Here is a 20,673-nt window from a genome sequence, read left to right as displayed (position 1 = left end):
CAAAATCCAAAATCCAAAATCCAAAATCCAAAATCCAGTTATATTCTCCTTTATTATACAAACGGAATTTTTTCAAAAGATATCGTTACTTGCCTAGCCTATAAGTTCATTTATTTGAATTTTATTCAATAGTCTTAAAGCCATTATTAAAACATAGCCATTAGGCTGTAACTGCTTATATTAAAGCCGATAATGGACTTGTAACGCCGTTTGCACCTCGCTCTATGACATGTGTGTATATCTGCGTTGTTCTAATGTCGCTATGCCCCAATTGTTCTTGCACAGTACGAATGTCTGCACCTCTTTGAAGTAGATGAGTCGCGAAAGAGTGACGTAAGGTGTGACAAGTTACATTTTTATTTATATTTGATTTCATTGACGCTACTTTTATTGCCTTTTGAATGACAGTTTCATTTATATGATGCCGTCTTAACTTATTGACTTCAGGGTCTAGCGATAATCGATTTGATGGAAATAAATAATGCCAATTAAATGTTTTAGCTGCGCTCGGATATTTTCGTGCTAAAGCAAAAGGTAAATATACACCAGAGTAGTCAGCATTCTTCATATCTAATACGTAATAAGCGCTCACCTGTGATATTTGATTTTTTAGCACCTCAGTTAACTCAGGGGCTAATGTAACTGCTCGATGCTTACCTCCTTTTCCATTCCAGACTTCAATGCAATGATAATCAAAATTGATATCTTGAACCCGCAAACGTACCGCTTCCATTAAGCGCAGGCCGCTGCCATACATTAATTGACACAGTAACAGGTTATTTGTATTCACAGCCGTTAAAAGCGCTTTGACTTCTACTGTAGTTAATACGGTTGGAAGTTTTGGCGTTACTCGAGATTTATTAAAACGTAATTCAAGGCTAAGCGGTTTTATTAAAATATGTTTATATAAGTAGTTAACCGAATTTAACGCTAATGCTTGAGATTTAGGGGCAAGATTTAAGTTATTTGAAAGGTAACTAAGAAATTTTTCAACTTCTTTATCATGGCAATCGTTTGGATGTATTTTTCCAATAAAGATAATATACGCTTTAATCCAATATAAATAAGACTCAATAGTGCGTTTGGCGTAGCGTCGTGTCCACATAGTTTCTTTGATATGCGAGAGAAATTCAGATTTCATCATTACTCCTTATTAATTTTAAAGATGTACTGTGTATAGTTACAGTTTAGCTTCATATCCCGCTTTTATGTATAAAGCGGGATTTAATCTGTCTTTCTACATCGCTATATTCAAAAAGTAAAATTAACGTGTTGAATGTTAATATTAAGTTATGTATATTAATTTGAATAAATATTCATTAGTTGGACATTCACCTTTGTTGAAAGTGGGATTCTATCCGTCTAATAAGCTGTTTTATTTATAGTTGTTTTAACTAGTTTGAATAAAGGCTAGCAAGCCATTAACTCCTTATTTTAATTGACTTCTTACCTGTTTCTTGTTTTAAATAGCCTACCTGTTTTTTATATAGCGTGACTACACTATGTCTACATGTAAAATAACCAAGTCTTTTGTAGACAAACTTGCACTTCCTGAAAAAGGGCAGGTTTTCTATCGAGATTCAGAGCTAAAAGGCTTTGCTGTTCGTGTGACTACGGGCGGTAGTAAAGCGTTTGTTTTAGAGAAACGTATCAACCGAAAACTTAAGCGAATTACGCTTGGGCGTTATCCTGAGATTACGGTCGAAATGGCACGTAAAGAAGCCCTTAAATACCTAGGTGAAATTGCAACGGGTATTGACCCAATAGCAAAACGCCAACAAGCCCAAGCAGAGCAAATGACACTTTGGCAAGTCTGGCAAGATTACAGACGTATCAAGTCCTACTTAAAAGATAAAACCTATGTTCAATATGAAATGTATCTGAACGGTGAATTAGAAGACTGGAAGAATAAGCGTCTTGTTGATATTACCAAAGACATGATATCAACTCGTCACGGCAGGCTACTAAAAAGTCATAGTCCTTCTTATGCTAATACCGCAATGCGTATATTGAGTGCTATTTATAAATTTGCAAAAGACCAATATGAAGATAGCAATGGATTAAGCCTATTTCCTCATAATCCTGTTGACCGTTTAGGTCAAATAAAAGCCTGGGCAAAAGAGCCAAGACGTCAAACGGTGATTAAACCCAAACAATTTGAACTTTGGTATAAAGAACTGCAAGCAATGAAGTTTAATACAGGGGCAGAGTCACACCATGTTGTCGCGGATTATCTTCTTTTTCTATTACTGACGGGATTAAGAAAAAACGAAGGGGCTACGCTAACATGGAGTAATGTAGACTTAGACGAAGGAACTATTTATATACCTGATACAAAAAACAAAGAGCCTTTAACATTACCTTTATCGGATGTCCTTATTGGTATATTGAATTATCGTCTTAGATTTAAAACCAATGAGTACGTCTTTTCATCGAGAAAAACAAAGTATCTAGCGCACCCAGAACAAGCGCTAAAACACCTATGTGAGACATCAGGCATTAAATTTACGTTTCATGATTTGCGCAGAACATTTATTACAGTAGCTGAGTCATTAGATATATCATCTTATGCCATTAAACGGCTCGTTAATCATAAAAACGGCTCAGACGTGACAGAAGGTTACATTATTAACAATCACGACCGTTTAAGAGCGCCTATGCAACGCATAACCGACTTTTTTAAAGAAAACTGCAAAATAAACATGGATTATTATGTATCAAGATAAAATTGAAAATGAAACTAAAGCGCTTATAGCTAAGGGAAAGGATAGATATAATCACTCCAACGTCTTTATTCGTGAAAAACTACAACCGTTAGATTTTTTGCTAGAAGAAGAAGGCAATGACGCCGCTCATATTGCACGTGATATTTTATCAAAACGCTCTAATGAAGATGTATTGTTAATGTCTAAATCTATAGATTCAATGTTACAGGTTGGTGAGAATTTATTAACAACTTTATCAATAAAGTTGCTTTCAACTTCACCAACGAGAAAGACCATTTCATTAACTCAAGGTCGATCTTTATACTTACTTTGCGATTATTTTGACTTAACATCCATTACTATTAAAAAACTAAAGTGGAGTGAAATGTTTGCCACATTAGCACTAATGCAAGTCGCTGAAATTGTTGGATCTAAGCATAGTGTCTATGGTGAAGATGATATGTCACAAGCCATGAAAATATATTCAGAGCGTTTTATTCTCGATATGTCAGAAGAAACGATTGATAGTATTGCACGCGCTGAGTGTTTGTTTGATAAAAAGAAAATTTATACCACGTCAGGTACTGCTGGAGGTGAAGCCAAAGCCAAGCACATTAAGCCATTAAAGGTTGAAGTGATTAATCGTTATTTAACAAACTACACAAGTTATTCTAATAAAAAAGCAGGAGAAATTATTGACGCAGAGCTTAGTAATGAAAAACATAAGCTTTTATTACTGTCAGAAGCAGAAGAGCAAAACCTTCAATTTGCTAAATGGATAGGTGCATTTAAGAGAGGCAAATGGAAACTACCAATCATTAATTAAAAAATTCCTTTAGCCCCCTAGCGGAATTCTTCTACCCCCTAGCGGCATTCCAACACATTCAAATATGCTCGAAACTCAACTCGTCTTTTAAAACAACGAGTAAAGAGTCATGAGAATTAAATTATTAAATACTAAAGAAACTGCTGAAATTTTGAGGGTTAGTGAAGCCTTCCTTGAGCGTGACCGATGGGCTGGTGCGCGCATCCCCTTTATCAAAGTAGGTGCGAGAGCCATTCGTTACCGCTTACAAGATATCGAAAATTATATTGAAAACAATATCTGTTATTCAACCAGTAATGGTGGGGTGGCATGATGAAATCTTCAAACTACAAGCTAATTGGGTTTTTACGTATGCAGCACTTAGGACAAAAGTCCGTTGGTGGTGAGCGTGCGTAAATTATCTAAAAACACCAAAAGCCACAAAGTTGATTTACTCTTAGCTGATTATATTTCAAAAAATCTACTTAAGCCGTTAAGGAAAAAGGTAACGTTAACGGAATTACGGGAAATGCTTAGTTATAGAGGTACGCCTCATGTCTAACAAGTTACCCGAAACAAAACCGTTAACGCAATTCAGCTCTGTTAACGTAAATACGCCTCTTTCTGTCAAGGTGGAAAATTCCGTTAACGTAACGAATAATGAAAATCTCGTTAACGAAGTTCAGGGCTCAACTCATGAAGTTGACTACTTAACGCTATCGGGGTTTGAATCAACTGCATTATCAAGTACAGCACTGAGTGCTAATTTACTCGTTGACGAATTTAATGTTGATGACAAACTTAATAAAACGTTTATCGGTAAACAATTACTGAGCATTCCTTTTAATTGTCGAGTAGTCGCTAAAAATACTTATAACCGCTTACTCAAATTACCTGTTAAGGGAGCCTTTCAAGCCAATACATATTTAAGGGCGTTATGTGATTTTTGTGAAGCTATGCCGGTTGATGTCACTTGGTCAGACTCACAGATTGAATTGGTTGGTAAAACTCAAGCAAGTCAATGTCATCAAATTTGCATTAACATGCTTAATTTAGATGATTCAAAAGAAGCTGTTGTCTTTGCCTTAGAAGCCGTATTGGTTGGTTTTTCTATTAAGGCGAGAAAGGGAAAGTATATTGATGGCGATATTGCCCGTTATGTTTATGATAAGTGGTGGAGAAAAAAGCTATCAAAATTGCACAGTGTGTCAGTTGAGCGTGTTTCTCAATATGTTCATTTGGTGTCAAAAAAAAGCCAAATATACGTAACAGACACTAACTTTAAAAAAGGGCGTGAAAACAAACGACGTAATCAATTATTCATGGCTGAATTAGAGTTAATCAATGAGCGAGGAGAGGTTGTTGATTTAACTGAAATGGCAAACAGCACCAATGCAAACCCGGTGAATCGCCGTAATGAACTGATGGCTAGGCTATATGGCTTTGAAGTATACGCCGATAAACATGGCTATGTTGCAGACTTTTTAACCATCACTTGTCCATCACGCATGCACCCCGTTCATAATAGTGGCAGACCTAACGAAAAATTTGATAGTACTAGCCCAAAACAAGCCAATCAATACTTAGGTAGCCAATTTGCAAAGTGTCGCGCACACCTTGCTCGGCTCAATGTCGATTATTTTGGCTTTCGAGTAGCAGAGCCGCATCATGATGCCACACCACATTGGCATATCCTTGTTTTTGTCAAACCAGAGCAACGTCAAGTATTAAGAGATACTTTCTCTTTTTATGCTTTACAGGTCGATGGTGATGAAACAGGGGCACAAAAATACCGATTTACTGTTGAGCCTATCCTGAAATCAAAAGGCTCTGCGGTGGGTTATATCGCGAAATACATTTCTAAAAACATTGATGGTTTTGGTGTTGATAAAGACAACTACGGCAATCCTGCTGATATTGCCGCATTACGAGTGAATGAATGGTCAAGTTTATGGGGAATTCGTCAATTTCAGCAGTTTGGTGGGCCACCTGTTAGTTTATGGCGTGAAGCAAGAAGACTGGCGTTAAAAGAAGAGGTCAACATCTCTTCAGTTTGGGTTGCCGCAGATAGTGGTAATTGGTGTGAATTCATGGAAGCGTTGGGCGGTGTAAACGTTAAACGTAAAGATTTACCTGTTCAATTAGTAAAAGAGTTTATTGAAACCGAGGGTGAATATTGGGAGCCGATAGGATATGTAATTAAAGGCTTGAGTTGTGGCGGTGAAGTTTACGTCAGTCGTGAGCACACATGGACAAAGCGTCGTAAAGAAAATGAATCTTCTTTGGCTTTAGATGAAAACGAAGTTTGAGTTAACTTGGAGTTCTGTAAATAACTGTACCGAAAAATAGAAAATTAAAGATAGATGAATAATGAATCATATGACATATGTATTAATACATAAATTGATATTCGCCTTTTACATTCTGGAAAATAGTTTTATAGTCTGTCGTCATTAGTAATTTTTTTGATTTAGGAAAACTATACTTGGTAACTAATTAGTATTTCAAGTGAAAATACTCTGAATTACAATAAGGGGCTCTCGCCTAAGATAAGGATATTTCTTAGCTTCTAGAGTTGATAACCCCTATAAATAATCATCGATAACAGGAAGAATTAAATTAGATGAGTAAGAATGAAAGAATAACTGAAAACATTGTAAGGTCACTACTTCAAGACTTAAATTATTATGATGAAAATAGCCCTGTAATTATTGAAGAACAGAAAAGTCAGATAGTTGTAATTAATAAACTATTAAAAAATGCCAGCAAGACAGGGAAAGGAGGTAAAGGATCTCCTGAGTTTATCATTACATCGCCCGATGTCCCTGACTTTCTAATTGTCTTTGAATGTAAAGCTGATACAAAGTTTCATCAATCTGATAATTTGGATAAAGCTAAAGACTACGCCGTCGATGGTGCAATTCATTATGCTAGTTTTTTGGCTAAAGAATATAATGTAGTTGCAGTAGGCGTCAGTGGGCAAACAAACTCTGAATTGAAAATCAGCAGCTACATATATCCTAAAAATTCAAGTCAGCCCAAATTACTGTCAAATAAGTCAGGAAAACCTATAGAAGATATAGTTACTTTCGATGACTTTATCGAACATGGGACCTATGATCCTGATGTAGCAAAGGAAAGGTTCCATGACTTAATGTCATTTTCTAAGGTTTTACATGAGTTTATGAGAGATCATGCAAAATTAACTGAAAGTGAAAAACCTTTACTCGTGAGTGGTACATTGATTGCTTTAAGAAATAAACCATTTGCAAAAACCTTTTCTGATTACGAGCCTTCAGCACTTCAAAAACAGTGGATGCATGTAATCAAAGAAGAAATAGAAAAAGCCGACATTCCATATTCTAAAAAGAACAACATGACTCAGCCTTATTCTAGTATTTCAGTGCATCCTGAGCTTGGTAAACCAACAAAATCATATCCTAAAGGAGTGCTAAGTGAATTGATAAAAATGCTTAACTCTAAGGTTTGGCCTTTTATTAGCATCTATCATGATTTTGATGTTGTAGGTCAATTCTATGGTGAGTTTTTGAAATATACGGGGGGCGATAAAAAAGCATTAGGTATAGTTTTAACTCCGCGCCATATAACCGAACTTTTTTCTCATATCGCAAATATAGATAAAGATAGTAAAGTTTTGGATTTCTGTTGTGGTACAGCTGGTTTTCTTGTATCGGCTATGCATCATATGATAAAGGATGCTTCAACTGACGCTGAAATTAAAAAAATAAAAAGTGAAGGGCTTATTGGTGTAGAACAACAACCAAATATGTACGCATTAGCTGCCAGTAATATGATCTTACGTGGGGACGGAAAAGCTAACCTTTATCAAGGGAGTTGCTTTGATCTCTTGAATGAATTGAAAGGACACAATTGTAATGTTGGGATGATTAATCCTCCTTATGCTCAATCTGATGAAGCGTTACACGAATTAGTATTTATTCGGGATATGCTTAATTGTTTAGAAAAAGGGGGCATAGGAGTAGCAATTGTACCCGTTTCAAAAGCGACATCCCCACATTCAGTGAAAGAAGAGTTGTTGAAACATCATACTTTAGATGCTGTGATGTCTATGCCTGATTTGTTATTTGATCCAGTTGGAACTATTCCTTGTATTATGGTATTTAAGGCACATATTCCCCATGAAAAATCTAAGCAAAAAACATGGTTTGGCTTCTGGAAAAATGATGGTTTTATAAAAACAAAACAACACGGCCGAATTGATCAAAAAGAAGTATGGTCTGATATAAGAGATGAATGGATCGATGCTTATAGAAATCGTGATGAAATTGCTGGTAAATGTGTCAGAAGGCATGTGACACACACTGATGAATGGGTTGCAGAAGCTTATATGGAAACCGATTATTCTGATATAAATAAAGAAGAATTTGAAAAAACGGTTAAAGATCACTTTGTATTTAATATACTGAATTAACATGAAAAAACTAAATGAAATTTTTGAGATAAAACATGGTAATAAATTTGATCTCAATAAAATGAAAAAAGTGACCAACAAAAATAATTCTGTGAGTTTTGTTTCGAGAACCGCAAAAAATAATGGCGTGTCGTCAAGTGTTGCTTATGTAGGTGACATATTACCGTTTGAAGCTGGAAATATAACTGTAGCTCTGGGAGGATCAGTCCTTTCTAGTTTCGTGCAAGCAGAAAATTTTTATACAGGACAGAATGTAGCCGTATTATTAAATGAAAATTTATCACTCAAAGAAAAATTATTTTATTGTATTGCGATTAAAAGAAATGCATATAGATATCAAGCGTGTGGCAGAGAGGCTAATAGAACCTTAGCTGATTTATTAGTCCCTTCAATTGAAGATATTCCAGATTGGGTTAATGAGCTTGAAGTTGAAAATCCTCAAAAATTTTTCTTACCAATTAATGAAAATCAGGACATCAATCTAGAATATGCTCATTGGAAACCGTTTAAATATAAAGAACTGTTTGATATAGGCCGAGGGAGAGGCCCTAGGAAAAAAGACCTTACTGGCGATGGGAGCGTACCATTCATTAGTGCATCAGAACAGAATAATGGATTGACAGGCTGGACTACTAATGAACCAATGCATTCAGCTGGAGTTATTTCAGTGGTTCGAAATGGAAACAGTGTTGCATCAGCTTTTTATCAAGAAATTGATTTTTGCTCAACAGAAGATGTTCATATTTTCGAACCTAAATTTAAAATAAATCAATACATTGCACTGTTTTTATGTACTTTAATAAAGAAAGAAAAATATAGATTCAATTATGGGAGAAAATGGAGTATTTCTAGGATGCGAGAATCTGAAATTAGGCTTCCGATAACAAATAATGGAGAACCTGATTATGCCTTTATGGAAAACTATATAAAAAGTCTTAGCTTTTCTAGTGGACTTCAAAAGGAGAACGAAAACTGTTAAAACAGGATTCTTCTTTATATCTACAGAAAAATATTATAATGGCAAGACTATGTGGTCATAAATTACTGATTTTAGATACTTTACCTATTCTGGTCTGATACTTTACTTGGGAATTAGACATTCTGCCATTCTAATAAATGATGTTGGCTGTATAATATAAAAATTAATGAGTACGAGAAAAATATGAGTTATGAGTTTGAAGGGAATGATTGCTTACCATCCATAAATGGTGGTTATTTGGTCATTAGATTTAATGGTGCCGAAGTAGGAATGGTTAGCGTTCCATCCCCGATTTTTGCAGATAGGCATAGGGATTCAATTAATCAAAATCATGACGAATTTGAAGATGAAAATGGCAACACATATGATGTGTTTGTTTCATCTTCAAATGTTGGGGTAGATTGGACTGTAAATGTTTCCAACTCTGATTTAGAGCAAGAAATAGAAAATTTAGTTGCTGTTGAGTACATAGCCAATGACTACTAGTTCTCCTTTAGCATCCAGTTCATTTTCCACCGATTTTTTAAACGGTATCACTACCATTCAAAGTCTATCTCCTGAAAGTGATGGATTTCATAAACAGCTATATTTTTCAAATATCATTAGTTTGATGGAAAAGTACTTATCAGATCTGTTTATTCACGAAATCACTTCAAAAGATAATATTTTCAATTTAATGACATCTGCTCATAAATTTCAATCTCAGAAGTATGTAGTTAAAGAGATATTCAACGGAGATGTCAAGACCAAAGTTATAAACTCTGTTAAGAATTTAGTTTGGCATAGAATCAACGATATTGACCCATTATTTAAACATACGTTGAATATTCGTATGAATATTAATACAGGATTAACAGATAAGTTGACACTAAGGCATGACTTAATACATCGAAATGGTTTTACTATTGATGGGCTGCCTGTTGAAATTTCAAATGATGATCTAAATGAATGTATCAATGTAGTAAGTCAATTTATTAATGACGTTGAATCTAAATATCAGAACTACTTACTTAATTATAGTTAAAAATCCAATAGAGGTTAAAAAAACATCTTGTTATTTATACCTCAAAATTTTTTCCTTATTGGGTTTGTTTGCATACATAGTGACTACACGACAACTCAAGGTTACTCTAACCTATTGAAATATTTTGGTTATTATGGAATTATTAAATAATAAGCTGTTATATTGCTAAAGAGGTTTAATTGAAGCATCATTTATTAGCTAGCTTTTATGCAAGTTTAGTTTCAGTAATTATCTTGATGCTTATTGATATGCAAGAAAGTTCTGGTACATCAATTGTAGGTGGCTTACTTTTAATACCTATTATTTTTGTTTGCTGTCTTGTTCTTGCATATCCACTAATTTATATTCGTTCTCAATTCAAATTAAAAAAATTACAAAGTGTAATCTTATTTGTTTTAACAGGCTTTATTTTAGGTGCAGGGATCCCAATATTTATATTTCCTTGGCTTACAATAGATTCTGATAGTCTTGTATTTATCTTACAGTATGGTTTTACTGGCTTTTTGGCTTCAATCACAGCGTGGTTCTACGTTCAGCGTAATATCGCAATATAACAACACGCCCTGAGGTGGACAACTAGTAAAATTTAGCTATTTATTGTAAATTTTAACAGTGGCGAACCTCTTCGTTTCAACGCCTCTAAATATCTTGACTCATCGTAAGGTGTATTAGTCTTCCAGCACCTAAATACTATTCTGATCCATTTGAAAGCTAACGATCTAATTATGCTGTTATGGGGTTTTCCTTTACTTTTTTGTTGTTCATAGTAAGCCTTTGCCCAGAATGAATAGCGTATCGAAAATCCTGCCCATTCAACGAAGGTTTGTCTTAAAAATGTAGGGCAACTATATCGCCAATGTGTCCACATTTTCTTACCGCTACGCTCAATAACAGGCGCAATCCCTGCGTATTTTTGTAATTCAGCAGCATCATCATAACGGTCTCTATTACAACCAAAGGCTACCAATAAGCGTGGTGCAAGTTGTGGTCCTGCACCTGGAAGACTGTCAAAAATCACTTTGTCATGTTGTGCTTTATAGGCCACTTTTATGGCTTTATCGAGCATATGAATACCCTTTAGTAACACTTTAAATTGTTTGATGAGCACTTCTACCAACATTTGATTTGGCTCTATCACGCCGATGTCTCCAGTTAATGGCATGGCACTTTTTATACTGGAAATACGTGCTTCATTGACATTAAAGTAATGTGAGTTATGGCTATTAAAAAAGTCCAAGAGTGTTTGTTTTTTTGCTCTTTTAGCATGAGCGAGTGAAGGCCATTTACTGATGAAGTCGCAAAAGATAAAGGTATCTTTTTCTTTAAACCATTCAAGTGCTTGAGGGTAGTAGTTTTTTAGCGCAACGGTTATTTTATTGGATAAATCCACATTGTCTTGAACTAAGCTACGACGATACACAACCAGCTGTGCTAACGAACGTACAGATGCTGATTCGGGTTCAATGACGGAGAGTTTATGCATATGCAGAGTGAGAATTTCTACTTGTACAAAGGCGTCTGAAGGGTCGTCTTTTGCTCCACTTGGGGTAAAAGCTTTTCGGTATTTAGCCACTGTTGAGGGATTGACCGTAAAGAGTGTGAGATGATCATATTTGGTTAGTGCATAAATTAGAGGTCCTTTTTTTAGTTCGCAGACCACCGCAATTTTCTGGTTAGGATAGCGCTTTTTAAGATCCATTGCCCATTCATGGAGTGCCTCGGGTTTACTCTTAATAATTGAATAGTTGTACTTTTCTGAATCAACAGGGTGCTCACAGATATCATGCTTTTTATCAGCCCAATCAATACCAATTAGCACAGCGAAATCATCAACATTATAAACTTTCATTTTGAAGCTCCTGAGCGTAAAGTTAATAGTGGAATGTGCTTAAATCTCGTTTCTCGCAGGTCTTATAGATAGTCGTGGTAGGCAATCCCTGAGTATGCGTTTTGAAATGAGTTGCTCTGTTGGTTCGAACGTCTTGTTAGAAACATTGAATGTTTGAAATTAAATATTCGTAACCAACAGAAGCATGTTCCACTTAATATAATAATAAGTTACCTTATTGAATTAAGTGGCTTGGTCGAACTATAAGCTGTTAAAGCGGGACAAATAACAGTTGGCTAGGTTCCGCTCCGCTTCACATTTTAGCCAACTACAATTTGCCCCTTAACAGGGCGATAACTACGTAATTTTCTAAATATCCCTATGAACAACAATGAACAGTGATGGCACTTACCATGTTGATATTTAATGTTAATATCTTGTTATTTTTGTTTGTTGTTGTTCTTGCTTGTTCGTTGTAGCATAATGATGTTGCTACAAATGAGCTACAAGGACGATTACCGCATGCCAATTAAAAGCAAGATAACCGTAACCAATATCAAAAATCTAGTACCAACCGATAAGCGTCTAAATGACACTGAAATTTCTGGTTTTCATGCCCGTATTACCCCATTAGGTTTGATCTCTTATTATCTCTTTTATCGCCTAAATGGAAAACAGGTTAATTACCGATTAGGTGTTGATGGTCAAATGACACCTGCTCAAGCAAGAGATTTAGCAAAAAGTAAAATTGCTGACGTTACTCAAGGTGTAGATGTTCAAGCGTTAAGAAAACAAGAACGTACTAGTACCAAGTATTCCAAATTCTCTACACTCCAATACTTCTTAGATGAAAAATACACACCTTGGCTTAAATCCCGTAATCCTAAAACAGCCGAAAAAACAGTGAAAGCGTTTAAATCGTCATTTCCTAAGTTGATGGACTTTCAATTATCCGATATTAACGCGTGGGAGATCGAGAAATGGAGAAATAAGCGTTTAGCTGATGGTGTTAAGCCTGCAACCACTAATCGTCAAATAAACACGATTAAGGGTTGTTTAAGTAGAGCGGTTGAGTGGGGTGTTATTGATAATCATGATTTACGTAAGGTTAAAACACTAACCGTTGATAATTCAAAAGTACGTTATTTGTCTAAAGATGAGGAAAGAAGGTTACGTGAAAGCCTCAGAGTATGTGATACCGCTTTTTTAGAAGTCATCGTTTTACTCGCAATAAATACAGGCATGCGCAAAGGCGAGTTATTATCTCTACAATGGCATGATATTAATTTTGATAATAAAATACTGACGGTAGATTTTCAAAACGCTAAGTCTGGTAATACTCGACATTTACCGCTTAATACAGAGGCGTTTAATGAACTTATCCAGTGGCAAAAACTATCAGGTAACGAAGGTTATGTTTTTAAAGATAGGAACAATCAACCTTTAAAAGACTTTCCATCTCTTTGGGCTGAAATATTAGATGCAGCTAACATTACTCATTTTCGTTTTCATGATTTACGTCATCACTTTGCCAGTAAGTTAGTAATGGCGAGCGTTGATTTAAATACAGTGCGTGAGTTGTTAGGTCATAGCGATTTAAAGATGACATTAAGATATGCACATTTAGCGCCTGAGCATAAAGCGGCGGCAGTTAATTTGATTTGCTAATGACTTCTTCGTGCGCAAAGAAGAAGTTAGCTACCGACAATTTCTTAGGTCAACAGATCGTTATAAGCTGACTAAATTGAAACACTACAATTTTCCACTTTAAAGATAAATCAATCAGTATTTAAATTTAAAATTATGCTGTTTTATTTAAGCAGAAAAGTGAAACTATTAAAAAGTGCTTGAACAAGTATCCAATTTTAGTTGACCGTTACACTATACAAAGCACGCGTTATCTGGTTTTATATAGCCTAAATAGCTTATTTGTATTGGGAGTTACTTTGGGCAAGATAAAAAATATATTTAACGTGGGTGATAAAGTTGGTGTATATGGCTGGGATGAACCTGGCACTATAGAAAAAATTACGCCCTCATTTATTCGTGTAGATGGTGTCGTAAAATCCAAAGAAAGTTTGTTTCATCTTGATAGGCCACATTTTTGCAAAAAATCTATTGTACCTACCTTAAATATGATGTACGAATTTTTTAGTGATTTACCAAAAGAGCTCAAGCTCGACGAACTTAGTTTAGAGTTGTCGTATGAGGAATATCTAGAAGACTTGTTTTGTGATTATAATGATTTTGATACTATAAATTTTGATTACGATGATGATGATGAAGAGGAGGAGGAAGGTACAGTTGGTTCCGGAGGTATTTTACGGCTTATACGCTACTTAGAAGATTCCAAAAAAGATGAACCTGACTCCTTATTCACATATACCGACGAAGATGGATATGAGAACTTTATTGTATTTGATTTTTTTGTAACTGAACAAACCGCAAAAGGGCGTGTTTATGGTCAATACGTTAGTAAACCTATCTTTGAAGATGAAGGGCTTGAACCGATTCAAAAAGCAATTTTAACATGGTTCGAATCAAACTCTGAACTTCATGATCACATCAAAAATGGGGCTATGTATCGTAAATCACTACTGACCTCTGATAGAGAACGTAGTATAGCGGATGAAAAAACTTATACCGAACTTGAGCTAGTGGATAAATTACTTATAAAATGCTTGGACTCATGGCCTGAAATAGGGGTCTATGTGAAAGCGTCGGATACAGTTGCCTCATTATTGCATGACTCTCCTGGAGATCGGGAGCTTGTGAGACGTTTGGATATTTTGATTGATCTGATTTTATCTGAAGGCGAGAACCAAGTGTTTCCCGAGTTAGAAGATATTGTTTTGGATTAACCCTAAAATATCAGCAATGTTTACATTACAATTAAGGGAGCTTAACGCTCCCAAACTCGCCACGTACTACTACCTTCTGTTTTCATTTCTAATATCCATAGGAAGTGTTCTTCTTAAATCAAACAGCACAGTTTTAAAAAACAATTTAACGGTAGTAATGTCAACTTTCTAAGAAAAGTAGACTTAAATTTTTGCAATAACGCTGAATGAATAACGACAACTCAGTGGCAAAGCTGTCTTTACCTGTTGTAAGTAAATCAAATTAATATATTAATGATTAATTGAACATATTTTTAAGCAGTCTTTGAAACCAATGGTTTGGTTTTTAATTGAAAATGGAAATATCAAATGATAGAAAAGGATTACTACAGGTTAAATGAATTAGAACAAAAATTTGGTTTTAGTGCATATGACTATATTTATTTGTGTGAATAATTTAACAATCCCATCCGCTTTTATATCTACAGTCGTTACTTCCTTGTCACGAAGCCCACATTTACTGAAGTAGAAGTATTAGGTGTTGCGGCTTATAAAGGTGTTATTAACTTAAAACCCAAAGATAGAAAGCGTTTGCTACAAGATAATGAAGTAGATATTACTGAATGTAGCTTGGCAAAAAAGACAAACATCACGATGTTAGAAAGACCTTCCGAAATATTCGTAAAAAATTGCTTAAGTATCCTTCATATTATTCAACCCTTAAACTTTGACAATATCTCTGATATAGATATTAACGCTCGGATAATTGAAGAAAACAATAGAGACATGGTGCATACAGAAACAGACCTTCTTACCGCTTCATTATCACTTCACTTAAAAGACATGGTCGTAACCCTTGACGATATTGATTGGGCGAAGAAGTGTTTATTCAATGAAGGGTATATTCGAGAAGCAAAAGAAAACGACAGTGAAAGAGAAAATGTTTTTCATACATACCTTAAAAAACTTATTAAAACACACCCTAGAAAAGGTGCATCTGCACTTTGGAATTATATTCTCCAACAATTCAACGAAGAGAATGATTTAATCGACCCCGATTATTTATTACGCGAAATGTCGTCAGACAAAATAATTTGGGGGCAGGGTAATGCTTCTGACCGAACAATGACTAAAGGAACATTTAAAAACTTAGTAAGTAGCTTTAAAAAATAATAAATAATAAATAATAAATAATTTTAGTCATGGCTAACGTCATATGACAAGAATGATAAATACATTAATACCTCGAAGCATTTTAATCAATCGAGGTAGACAACAATGTCACACAATATCCAACCTAGAGCACTATCAGAAATAGAGACTGCCGAGTATATCGGTATGAGTCGTTCCTTCTTACGTCAATCACGTATGGAAGGAAACCGCGAAAATAGAACCCAAGCTCCACCCTTTATTAAAATTGGTCGCGCCGTTCGTTATATAAAGGATGATTTAGACAACTGGCTAAACAGCTTTTATCGAATGGAACATTTAGGGCAAAAGCCTGTGGGAGATTCCCATGCCTAAATTAAGCAAAGAGCAGGTTAGGTTACTTCTATGGTTATCTTTACCATCCAGTTTTTTTGAAGTCACAAGCGACCATCACTTACATGATGTTCTTTATAATGGTTTGCATGATTACAAAGATGAAAAAGGTAAAAAATATAAATTTGATATCAGAACCTTACAAGCATTAGCGGGCAATAAACTTGTTGATTTTGAGACGGTTTATTATTGTGGTCTTGAGTGGACGCGATACACGATAACGGATGCAGGAAAGGTATTAACTTTAAACATAACAGCTGATTGTTATGTTTAGTAAATCTAAAGTCGTATCTTGTATTGAACGCGCTGTTGTTCATGAAGTAATAGCGCCTTATTTAACGGGGACAGATAAGCTCAATGATGACTTTTTGATTCAACGCTTATCTATGTTTTCATATTCAATACAAGCCATTATTTTGAAAAATGGTTTTGACCAAAAAACCGTTAAAGAACGCAATATTTATATACGTAAATCGACGGATGATTTGTACGCTTTACTACCGAAGAAATTGTCACACTTATTTTTTTCTCACGATAATAATATCCAGACGCTTGCAAAAGAATGTTCGACATATTGCAGAAAGGTTATTATTGACCCACAAAACGAAACCTTCTTAACGTTACAGCATGATAGAACCGTTAACGGAAAAAATAGAACAAATAAAGGCGATATAAGGACAAATCCGTTATCTAAAAATTCCGTTAACGAAAAGTTTCGCTCACTCAGTTCCGTTAACGGAATTTCTACCTTATACAAAAACTTCACTCAAGAGGAGCGCAGTTTCGTATACGAATACCTTGCTCGTTATGTAACGACATTCAACATTGAACCACCTAAGTCCACTAACATTATTAAAGTATCAGGTTGCTTAAAACGACTAGCGGATAACCGCTGGTGGTTAAGGCGTATAAGAACAATGATAAATCAAGCAAATGAAAAAGCGGCGATATTGCTTAATCTCGTAAATAGTAAAAAACAAATTTACTCAAGTGATATCACCACAAAAAATCGCCTGGCACAGATAGCGAGAAATGAACAACTATTAAGCTCACATTATATTATTAATGACGAAGGTCAGCGATTTTCATTAAAAGAAATATCCGATATGAATGTTTCTAATCCAGAAGTGAAAAAAGCGGAGTTAATCAATCGTTGTAGAGGGTTTGAAGACTTATCGATGGAGTTCGGTCATGACGGTTTATTTGTCACCATTACGTGCCCTTCAAAATTCCATCGTGCTTATTCAAAGTCAGGCACTAAAAACCCTAAATGGGATGGTTCAATGCCAGATGAAGCTCAACGTTATTTAAATAAAGTTTGGTCGAGAATACGAGCCGAGCTAAAACGGAAAAACATTTCTATTTATGGCTTTAGGGTTGTAGAGCCTCAACACGATGGAACGCCACATTGGCACTGTTTGTTTTTCACTGAGCCTAATAGCCTTAAAAATCTTGAACAAATTATTCGTTTCTATTCACTTCAAGAAGACGGAGATGAAAAAGGCGCATTAGAAAATCGTTGTGACTTTAAAAAAGTAGACCCAAAGAAAAATGCCACTGGATATATTATGAAGTACATCGTCAAGAATATTGACGGGAAAGGGCTTGTTAAAGACAAATTTGGTAATGACTCAATCACTACAGCGATACGTATTAATGCGTGGGCGTCGTGTTGGTGTATTCGTCAGTTTCAACAGATTGGCGGTGCCAGAGTATCTGTATGGCGTGAATTGAGACGATTAAAAGCCTCAATCTTCCCTGACTCAACTCTTGAGAAAGCACGTGTTGCAGCTGATACAAGTAATTGGAATGGCTATATCAAAGCGATGGGTGGAATATTCACCCAGACTAGAAATCATCCTATTAAATTGCATTATGATGTAAATATAAATTTTGATACGGGGGAATGCTCACAAAGTTATTATGACGGTGAACTTGTCACAAAAGTGAAAGGGTTAATCTTTGAAGGTAAGGCCTTCATCACGCGAACGATATCATGGAGACTACAGCGAGTTTCATAATACCTTTACCCCCCTAAAGCTATGTTTAGGGCTTTAATTATGTTTGTAATAAAATTTTATGTATAAATACCTTTCAAAAAGGGCTTTAGCTATCAAATAGGCTTTAGCTTCAATCAAAAACAATCAACGATAGAAATTTTAGGCTTTGTTAGTCGCCTGCCAGAATGGCAAAGATGCTTTTACTTGGAGTTCTGTAAATAACTGTACTAATCATTGATATTGTAAAGACAACAAGCTGCGCTTAGTTGACGTAACAAACTGAAAAGCTTAATGTCTTCTTAGAGCTATTGAGCTGACATCAGTTATAAATTACTGCTAAACATATAAATAAAGCATTAAAACGGTTAGTTGTATTGCTCGACAAGTCAATCCAAGTAAAATAAACAAGGAATGTAAAATGAAGTTGAATCAAGTTCTGTCTATAGTAAATCAAGTGGAAAAGTCTAAGTTTATTACAAGTCTAGATAAGCTCTGCCTTGATGCTGCAAAGAGCAATAAGAAGTTAGCTAAGACAATAGAGAACATTGATGGACAAATAAAGAATGCCTCTGGTAGTGAGATAACGCAGTTATATTTTGCTGTAAAAGACTTTTTTAGGCTTGCTGTAAAAGAACAGATATTAATGAACTCTGCACAGATTAATCTACTCGTTAATATTCTGAGTAGAGATGGTAATTGTGTTGCTCGGATTAGTTGGATTGAAAGCCTTTACGTTAAAGAATGGAATGCTCTGCAGATACTAGCTAAGGAGCTTCGAGCTGAAATCAAAGCTAATGAAAATAGTACAGTCAATGATAGAGCAAAATCGTTGTCTATTTATCACGCATGTATGACTGAGGCCTATGTGAATGATAAACGTGTTAATAGAGACTCAAAAGTAAGTGATCATGAACGTGGGATACTCAATGTGTTGAGCTATCACCTGGGGTTAACGACGGATGAATGTGCAGCAATTGAGCATTTAGTTGATGCGATACCTAAGGATGGTGTATTTGATGCTCTCAATATATTAAGAGACATGGGCGTTGTATTCATAAGTAAGAAAAGACAAGAGGTATTTATACCTGATGAAATAGTTGAATTACTTAATGATATCCAAGGTAAAGATTTAGCAGACAAGCACAGGTTAAGGTTGTTGCGTACCTTTTCTGATGCTGAGCTTTCTAATGTACTTAAGGCTCATGGTCGAAAGACTAGGAGCGTGTCTAGAGCCGATAAGATACAGACGATTATTCATTCTGGACTTAACGCACAGGATCTGCTTTCTGCTGATATGTACTTACCTGAAGACAACCAGAACCAGCGTAAAGAAAGGCTTAAGCAACTTATAACTGACCTCGAAATTGATACGGATAAACTTGGTACAACACTTGATGAACGTATTCAGTTAATAGTTTCGTCTCTTACTAACTCTACAGAAAAAGAATTTGATTCATTGAGTGCTAGTGGCTTCAAAGAGCTACTCAAAACATTGGAAGAACATTTCCCTACAATCATTAAAGTTATTAAGTCTCAGTTTGAATTAGAAGAGAATGAAGTGGTAGACACAGATAAGCTCAGAACACTCAGTATAACCCCTTATGACATTCTTTATCTTTTATCAAATGATGAAATCAAGACTGTACGTGACAGTATGGCGCTACCTAAAAGGGGGAATGCAAGATTCGCTATTCTTGAATGCTTTGCAAACGCCACAGACAAACTGATAGAAAACTATGATGCATTAGCTAGGCGAGACGTTAATATGCTGCGTGAGGTCGGTGCAGAGGTCGCTGAGGCTGATATAGGTGTTAAATTTGAGGAAGTTACTAAGGCTATTTTTGAACTGCTTGACTTGAGTATTGATGAAGATGTACGAAAAGAAATCAATACTAACAAGGATAAAGCTGACATTATTATTTCCCTCAGTGACGATGACATCATTATCGGCGAAGCCAAGACCTGTAAGAACGGTGATTTTGCTAAATACTCATCAACATCAAGACAAGTTAAAGCTTATGTAAATAGGGCTGAAAATATAGGTAAGCGAGTAGCGCAAGTATTAATAATTGCGCCTAGCTTTTCAGATGATTTTATTGAATCAGCTGAAATGGATACAGAAGTAAATATCTCATTGCTTGAAGCTAAAGGACTAAAGCTCATATTGGATGCATTCAAGTCCAAGAGGAATCCTAAGTTTAGCGCTAAACTACTAACAAAAGGAGGTCTGTTAAAAGCAGAGTTAATCGCTAAAACGATTTAACGATTTTCATAAATATTATTACTACTGGTATTGTATTATGTAAAACAGTCTTTTTTGGGGCTGTTTTTTAGTATCTGAATTTGACTGTGTGGCATTTTTAGCCTTAGTGTTATACCATTTTGATTAAATTTGTGATCTAATTGGTTTCATTTTTCATACATTGATATCAGTCGTTATGATCACACTTGAATCCATTGATTTTAAATCTCTTATAGCAAAAGAAACTAATGGGCG

General features: G+C 35.3%; 18 protein-coding genes. 16 read left to right on the top strand and 2 right to left on the bottom strand.

Annotation, left to right across the window (positions count from 1 at the left end):
- Positions 1-175 precede the first annotated feature (175 nt).
- Positions 176-1,141, bottom strand: a complete 966-nt coding sequence (locus tag H4J41_RS00330) for an integron integrase (protein ID WP_182138420.1) — start codon at positions 1,139-1,141, stop codon at positions 176-178.
- 361 nt (positions 1,142-1,502) lie between these two features.
- Here H4J41_RS00330 and H4J41_RS00325 point away from each other — a divergent pair, with 361 nt between their 5' ends.
- From H4J41_RS00325 to H4J41_RS00285, 9 genes are all read left to right on the top strand, one after another.
- Positions 1,503-2,726 carry a tyrosine-type recombinase/integrase gene (locus H4J41_RS00325; protein ID WP_182138421.1) on the top strand — a complete coding sequence of 408 codons (1,224 nt, stop codon included), beginning with the start codon at positions 1,503-1,505 and terminating at the stop codon, positions 2,724-2,726.
- Positions 2,713-3,531 (top strand): hypothetical protein, encoded by an 819-nt coding sequence (locus H4J41_RS00320; RefSeq protein WP_182138422.1) that lies wholly within the window; start codon positions 2,713-2,715, stop codon positions 3,529-3,531. Before H4J41_RS00325 ends, H4J41_RS00320 begins: the two co-directional genes overlap by 14 nt.
- A gap of 109 nt (positions 3,532-3,640) precedes the next feature.
- The gene (locus H4J41_RS00315) at positions 3,641-3,844 is read left to right on the top strand and encodes an AlpA family transcriptional regulator (RefSeq protein ID WP_182138423.1); all 204 of its coding nucleotides are present in this window, start codon (positions 3,641-3,643) and stop codon (positions 3,842-3,844) included.
- A 220-nt stretch (positions 3,845-4,064) separates the two neighbouring features.
- Entirely contained in the window at positions 4,065-5,819 is a 1,755-nt protein-coding gene (locus H4J41_RS00310; protein WP_182138424.1) for a replication endonuclease, read from the top strand.
- 314 nt (positions 5,820-6,133) lie between these two features.
- Positions 6,134-7,963: a class I SAM-dependent DNA methyltransferase gene (locus H4J41_RS00305; RefSeq protein WP_182138425.1), complete on the top strand. Its 1,830-nt coding sequence runs from the start codon at positions 6,134-6,136 to the stop codon at positions 7,961-7,963.
- Between the two features lies 1 nt (position 7,964).
- Positions 7,965-8,942 (top strand): restriction endonuclease subunit S, encoded by a 978-nt coding sequence (locus H4J41_RS00300; protein WP_182138426.1) that lies wholly within the window; start codon positions 7,965-7,967, stop codon positions 8,940-8,942.
- Between the two features lie 183 nt (positions 8,943-9,125).
- On the top strand, positions 9,126-9,428 hold the full coding sequence (locus H4J41_RS00295; RefSeq protein WP_182138427.1) for a hypothetical protein: 303 nt from the start codon (positions 9,126-9,128) through the stop codon (positions 9,426-9,428).
- Positions 9,418-9,966, top strand: a complete 549-nt coding sequence (locus tag H4J41_RS00290) for a hypothetical protein (protein WP_182138428.1) — start codon at positions 9,418-9,420, stop codon at positions 9,964-9,966. The genes H4J41_RS00295 and H4J41_RS00290 overlap by 11 nt, the downstream gene beginning before the upstream one ends.
- A gap of 179 nt (positions 9,967-10,145) precedes the next feature.
- Positions 10,146-10,520 carry a hypothetical protein gene (locus H4J41_RS00285; protein WP_182138429.1) on the top strand — a complete coding sequence of 125 codons (375 nt, stop codon included), beginning with the start codon at positions 10,146-10,148 and terminating at the stop codon, positions 10,518-10,520.
- A 32-nt stretch (positions 10,521-10,552) separates the two neighbouring features.
- On the opposite strand, the gene H4J41_RS00280 is transcribed toward H4J41_RS00285, so the two are convergent.
- Positions 10,553-11,815, bottom strand: coding sequence for an IS110 family transposase (locus H4J41_RS00280; protein ID WP_182134710.1), 1,263 nt, complete (start codon positions 11,813-11,815; stop codon positions 10,553-10,555).
- 501 nt (positions 11,816-12,316) lie between these two features.
- Here H4J41_RS00280 and H4J41_RS00275 point away from each other — a divergent pair.
- The 7 genes from H4J41_RS00275 (at position 12,317) to H4J41_RS00245 (ending at position 20,439) form a co-directional block, all read left to right on the top strand.
- Positions 12,317-13,462, top strand: coding sequence for a site-specific integrase (locus H4J41_RS00275; protein ID WP_182135588.1), 1,146 nt, complete (start codon positions 12,317-12,319; stop codon positions 13,460-13,462).
- Between the two features lie 278 nt (positions 13,463-13,740).
- Positions 13,741-14,655: a hypothetical protein gene (locus H4J41_RS00270; RefSeq protein WP_182135587.1), complete on the top strand. Its 915-nt coding sequence runs from the start codon at positions 13,741-13,743 to the stop codon at positions 14,653-14,655.
- 570 nt (positions 14,656-15,225) lie between these two features.
- A complete protein-coding gene (locus H4J41_RS00265; protein ID WP_182135586.1) occupies positions 15,226-15,807 on the top strand; it encodes a hypothetical protein in 582 nt (193 codons plus the stop codon).
- A gap of 105 nt (positions 15,808-15,912) precedes the next feature.
- The gene (locus H4J41_RS00260; protein ID WP_182135585.1) at positions 15,913-16,158 is read left to right on the top strand and encodes an AlpA family transcriptional regulator; all 246 of its coding nucleotides are present in this window, start codon (positions 15,913-15,915) and stop codon (positions 16,156-16,158) included.
- Positions 16,151-16,450: a hypothetical protein gene (locus tag H4J41_RS00255; RefSeq protein ID WP_182135584.1), complete on the top strand. Its 300-nt coding sequence runs from the start codon at positions 16,151-16,153 to the stop codon at positions 16,448-16,450. The genes H4J41_RS00260 and H4J41_RS00255 overlap by 8 nt, the downstream gene beginning before the upstream one ends.
- Positions 16,443-18,197: a replication endonuclease gene (locus H4J41_RS00250; RefSeq protein ID WP_182135583.1), complete on the top strand. Its 1,755-nt coding sequence runs from the start codon at positions 16,443-16,445 to the stop codon at positions 18,195-18,197. Before H4J41_RS00255 ends, H4J41_RS00250 begins: the two co-directional genes overlap by 8 nt.
- Positions 18,198-18,594: 397 nt before the next feature.
- Complete coding sequence (locus H4J41_RS00245; protein ID WP_182135582.1) at positions 18,595-20,439, top strand: hypothetical protein; 1,845 nt, start codon at positions 18,595-18,597, stop codon at positions 20,437-20,439.
- The last annotated feature ends 234 nt before the right edge of the window (positions 20,440-20,673 follow it).

Source organism: Colwellia sp. MB3u-45, assembly GCF_014077005.1.
In the GTDB taxonomy this organism is placed as follows: domain Bacteria; phylum Pseudomonadota; class Gammaproteobacteria; order Enterobacterales; family Alteromonadaceae; genus Cognaticolwellia.
The sequence above is the reverse complement of the archived record's forward strand: the minus strand, read 5'-3'. Positions and strand labels throughout refer to the sequence as shown.

Bases quoted from the DNA above. Each gene is read 5' to 3' on its own strand.
- H4J41_RS00245 (WP_182135582.1), top strand. From the start codon at position 18,595: ATGAAGTTGAATCAAGTTCTGTCTATAGTAAATCAAGTGGAAAAGTCT.
- H4J41_RS00280 (WP_182134710.1), bottom strand. From the start codon at position 11,815: ATGAAAGTTTATAATGTTGATGATTTCGCTGTGCTAATTGGTATTGAT.
- H4J41_RS00320 (WP_182138422.1), top strand. From the start codon at position 2,713: ATGTATCAAGATAAAATTGAAAATGAAACTAAAGCGCTTATAGCTAAG.
- H4J41_RS00330 (WP_182138420.1), bottom strand. From the start codon at position 1,141: ATGAAATCTGAATTTCTCTCGCATATCAAAGAAACTATGTGGACACGA.
- H4J41_RS00275 (WP_182135588.1), top strand. From the start codon at position 12,317: ATGCCAATTAAAAGCAAGATAACCGTAACCAATATCAAAAATCTAGTA.
- H4J41_RS00250 (WP_182135583.1), top strand. From the start codon at position 16,443: ATGTTTAGTAAATCTAAAGTCGTATCTTGTATTGAACGCGCTGTTGTT.
- H4J41_RS00325 (WP_182138421.1), top strand. From the start codon at position 1,503: ATGTCTACATGTAAAATAACCAAGTCTTTTGTAGACAAACTTGCACTT.
- H4J41_RS00305 (WP_182138425.1), top strand. From the start codon at position 6,134: ATGAGTAAGAATGAAAGAATAACTGAAAACATTGTAAGGTCACTACTT.
- H4J41_RS00295 (WP_182138427.1), top strand. From the start codon at position 9,126: ATGAGTTATGAGTTTGAAGGGAATGATTGCTTACCATCCATAAATGGT.
- H4J41_RS00310 (WP_182138424.1), top strand. From the start codon at position 4,065: ATGTCTAACAAGTTACCCGAAACAAAACCGTTAACGCAATTCAGCTCT.
- H4J41_RS00290 (WP_182138428.1), top strand. From the start codon at position 9,418: ATGACTACTAGTTCTCCTTTAGCATCCAGTTCATTTTCCACCGATTTT.
- H4J41_RS00255 (WP_182135584.1), top strand. From the start codon at position 16,151: ATGCCTAAATTAAGCAAAGAGCAGGTTAGGTTACTTCTATGGTTATCT.
- H4J41_RS00300 (WP_182138426.1), top strand. From the start codon at position 7,965: ATGAAAAAACTAAATGAAATTTTTGAGATAAAACATGGTAATAAATTT.
- H4J41_RS00315 (WP_182138423.1), top strand. From the start codon at position 3,641: ATGAGAATTAAATTATTAAATACTAAAGAAACTGCTGAAATTTTGAGG.
- H4J41_RS00260 (WP_182135585.1), top strand. From the start codon at position 15,913: ATGTCACACAATATCCAACCTAGAGCACTATCAGAAATAGAGACTGCC.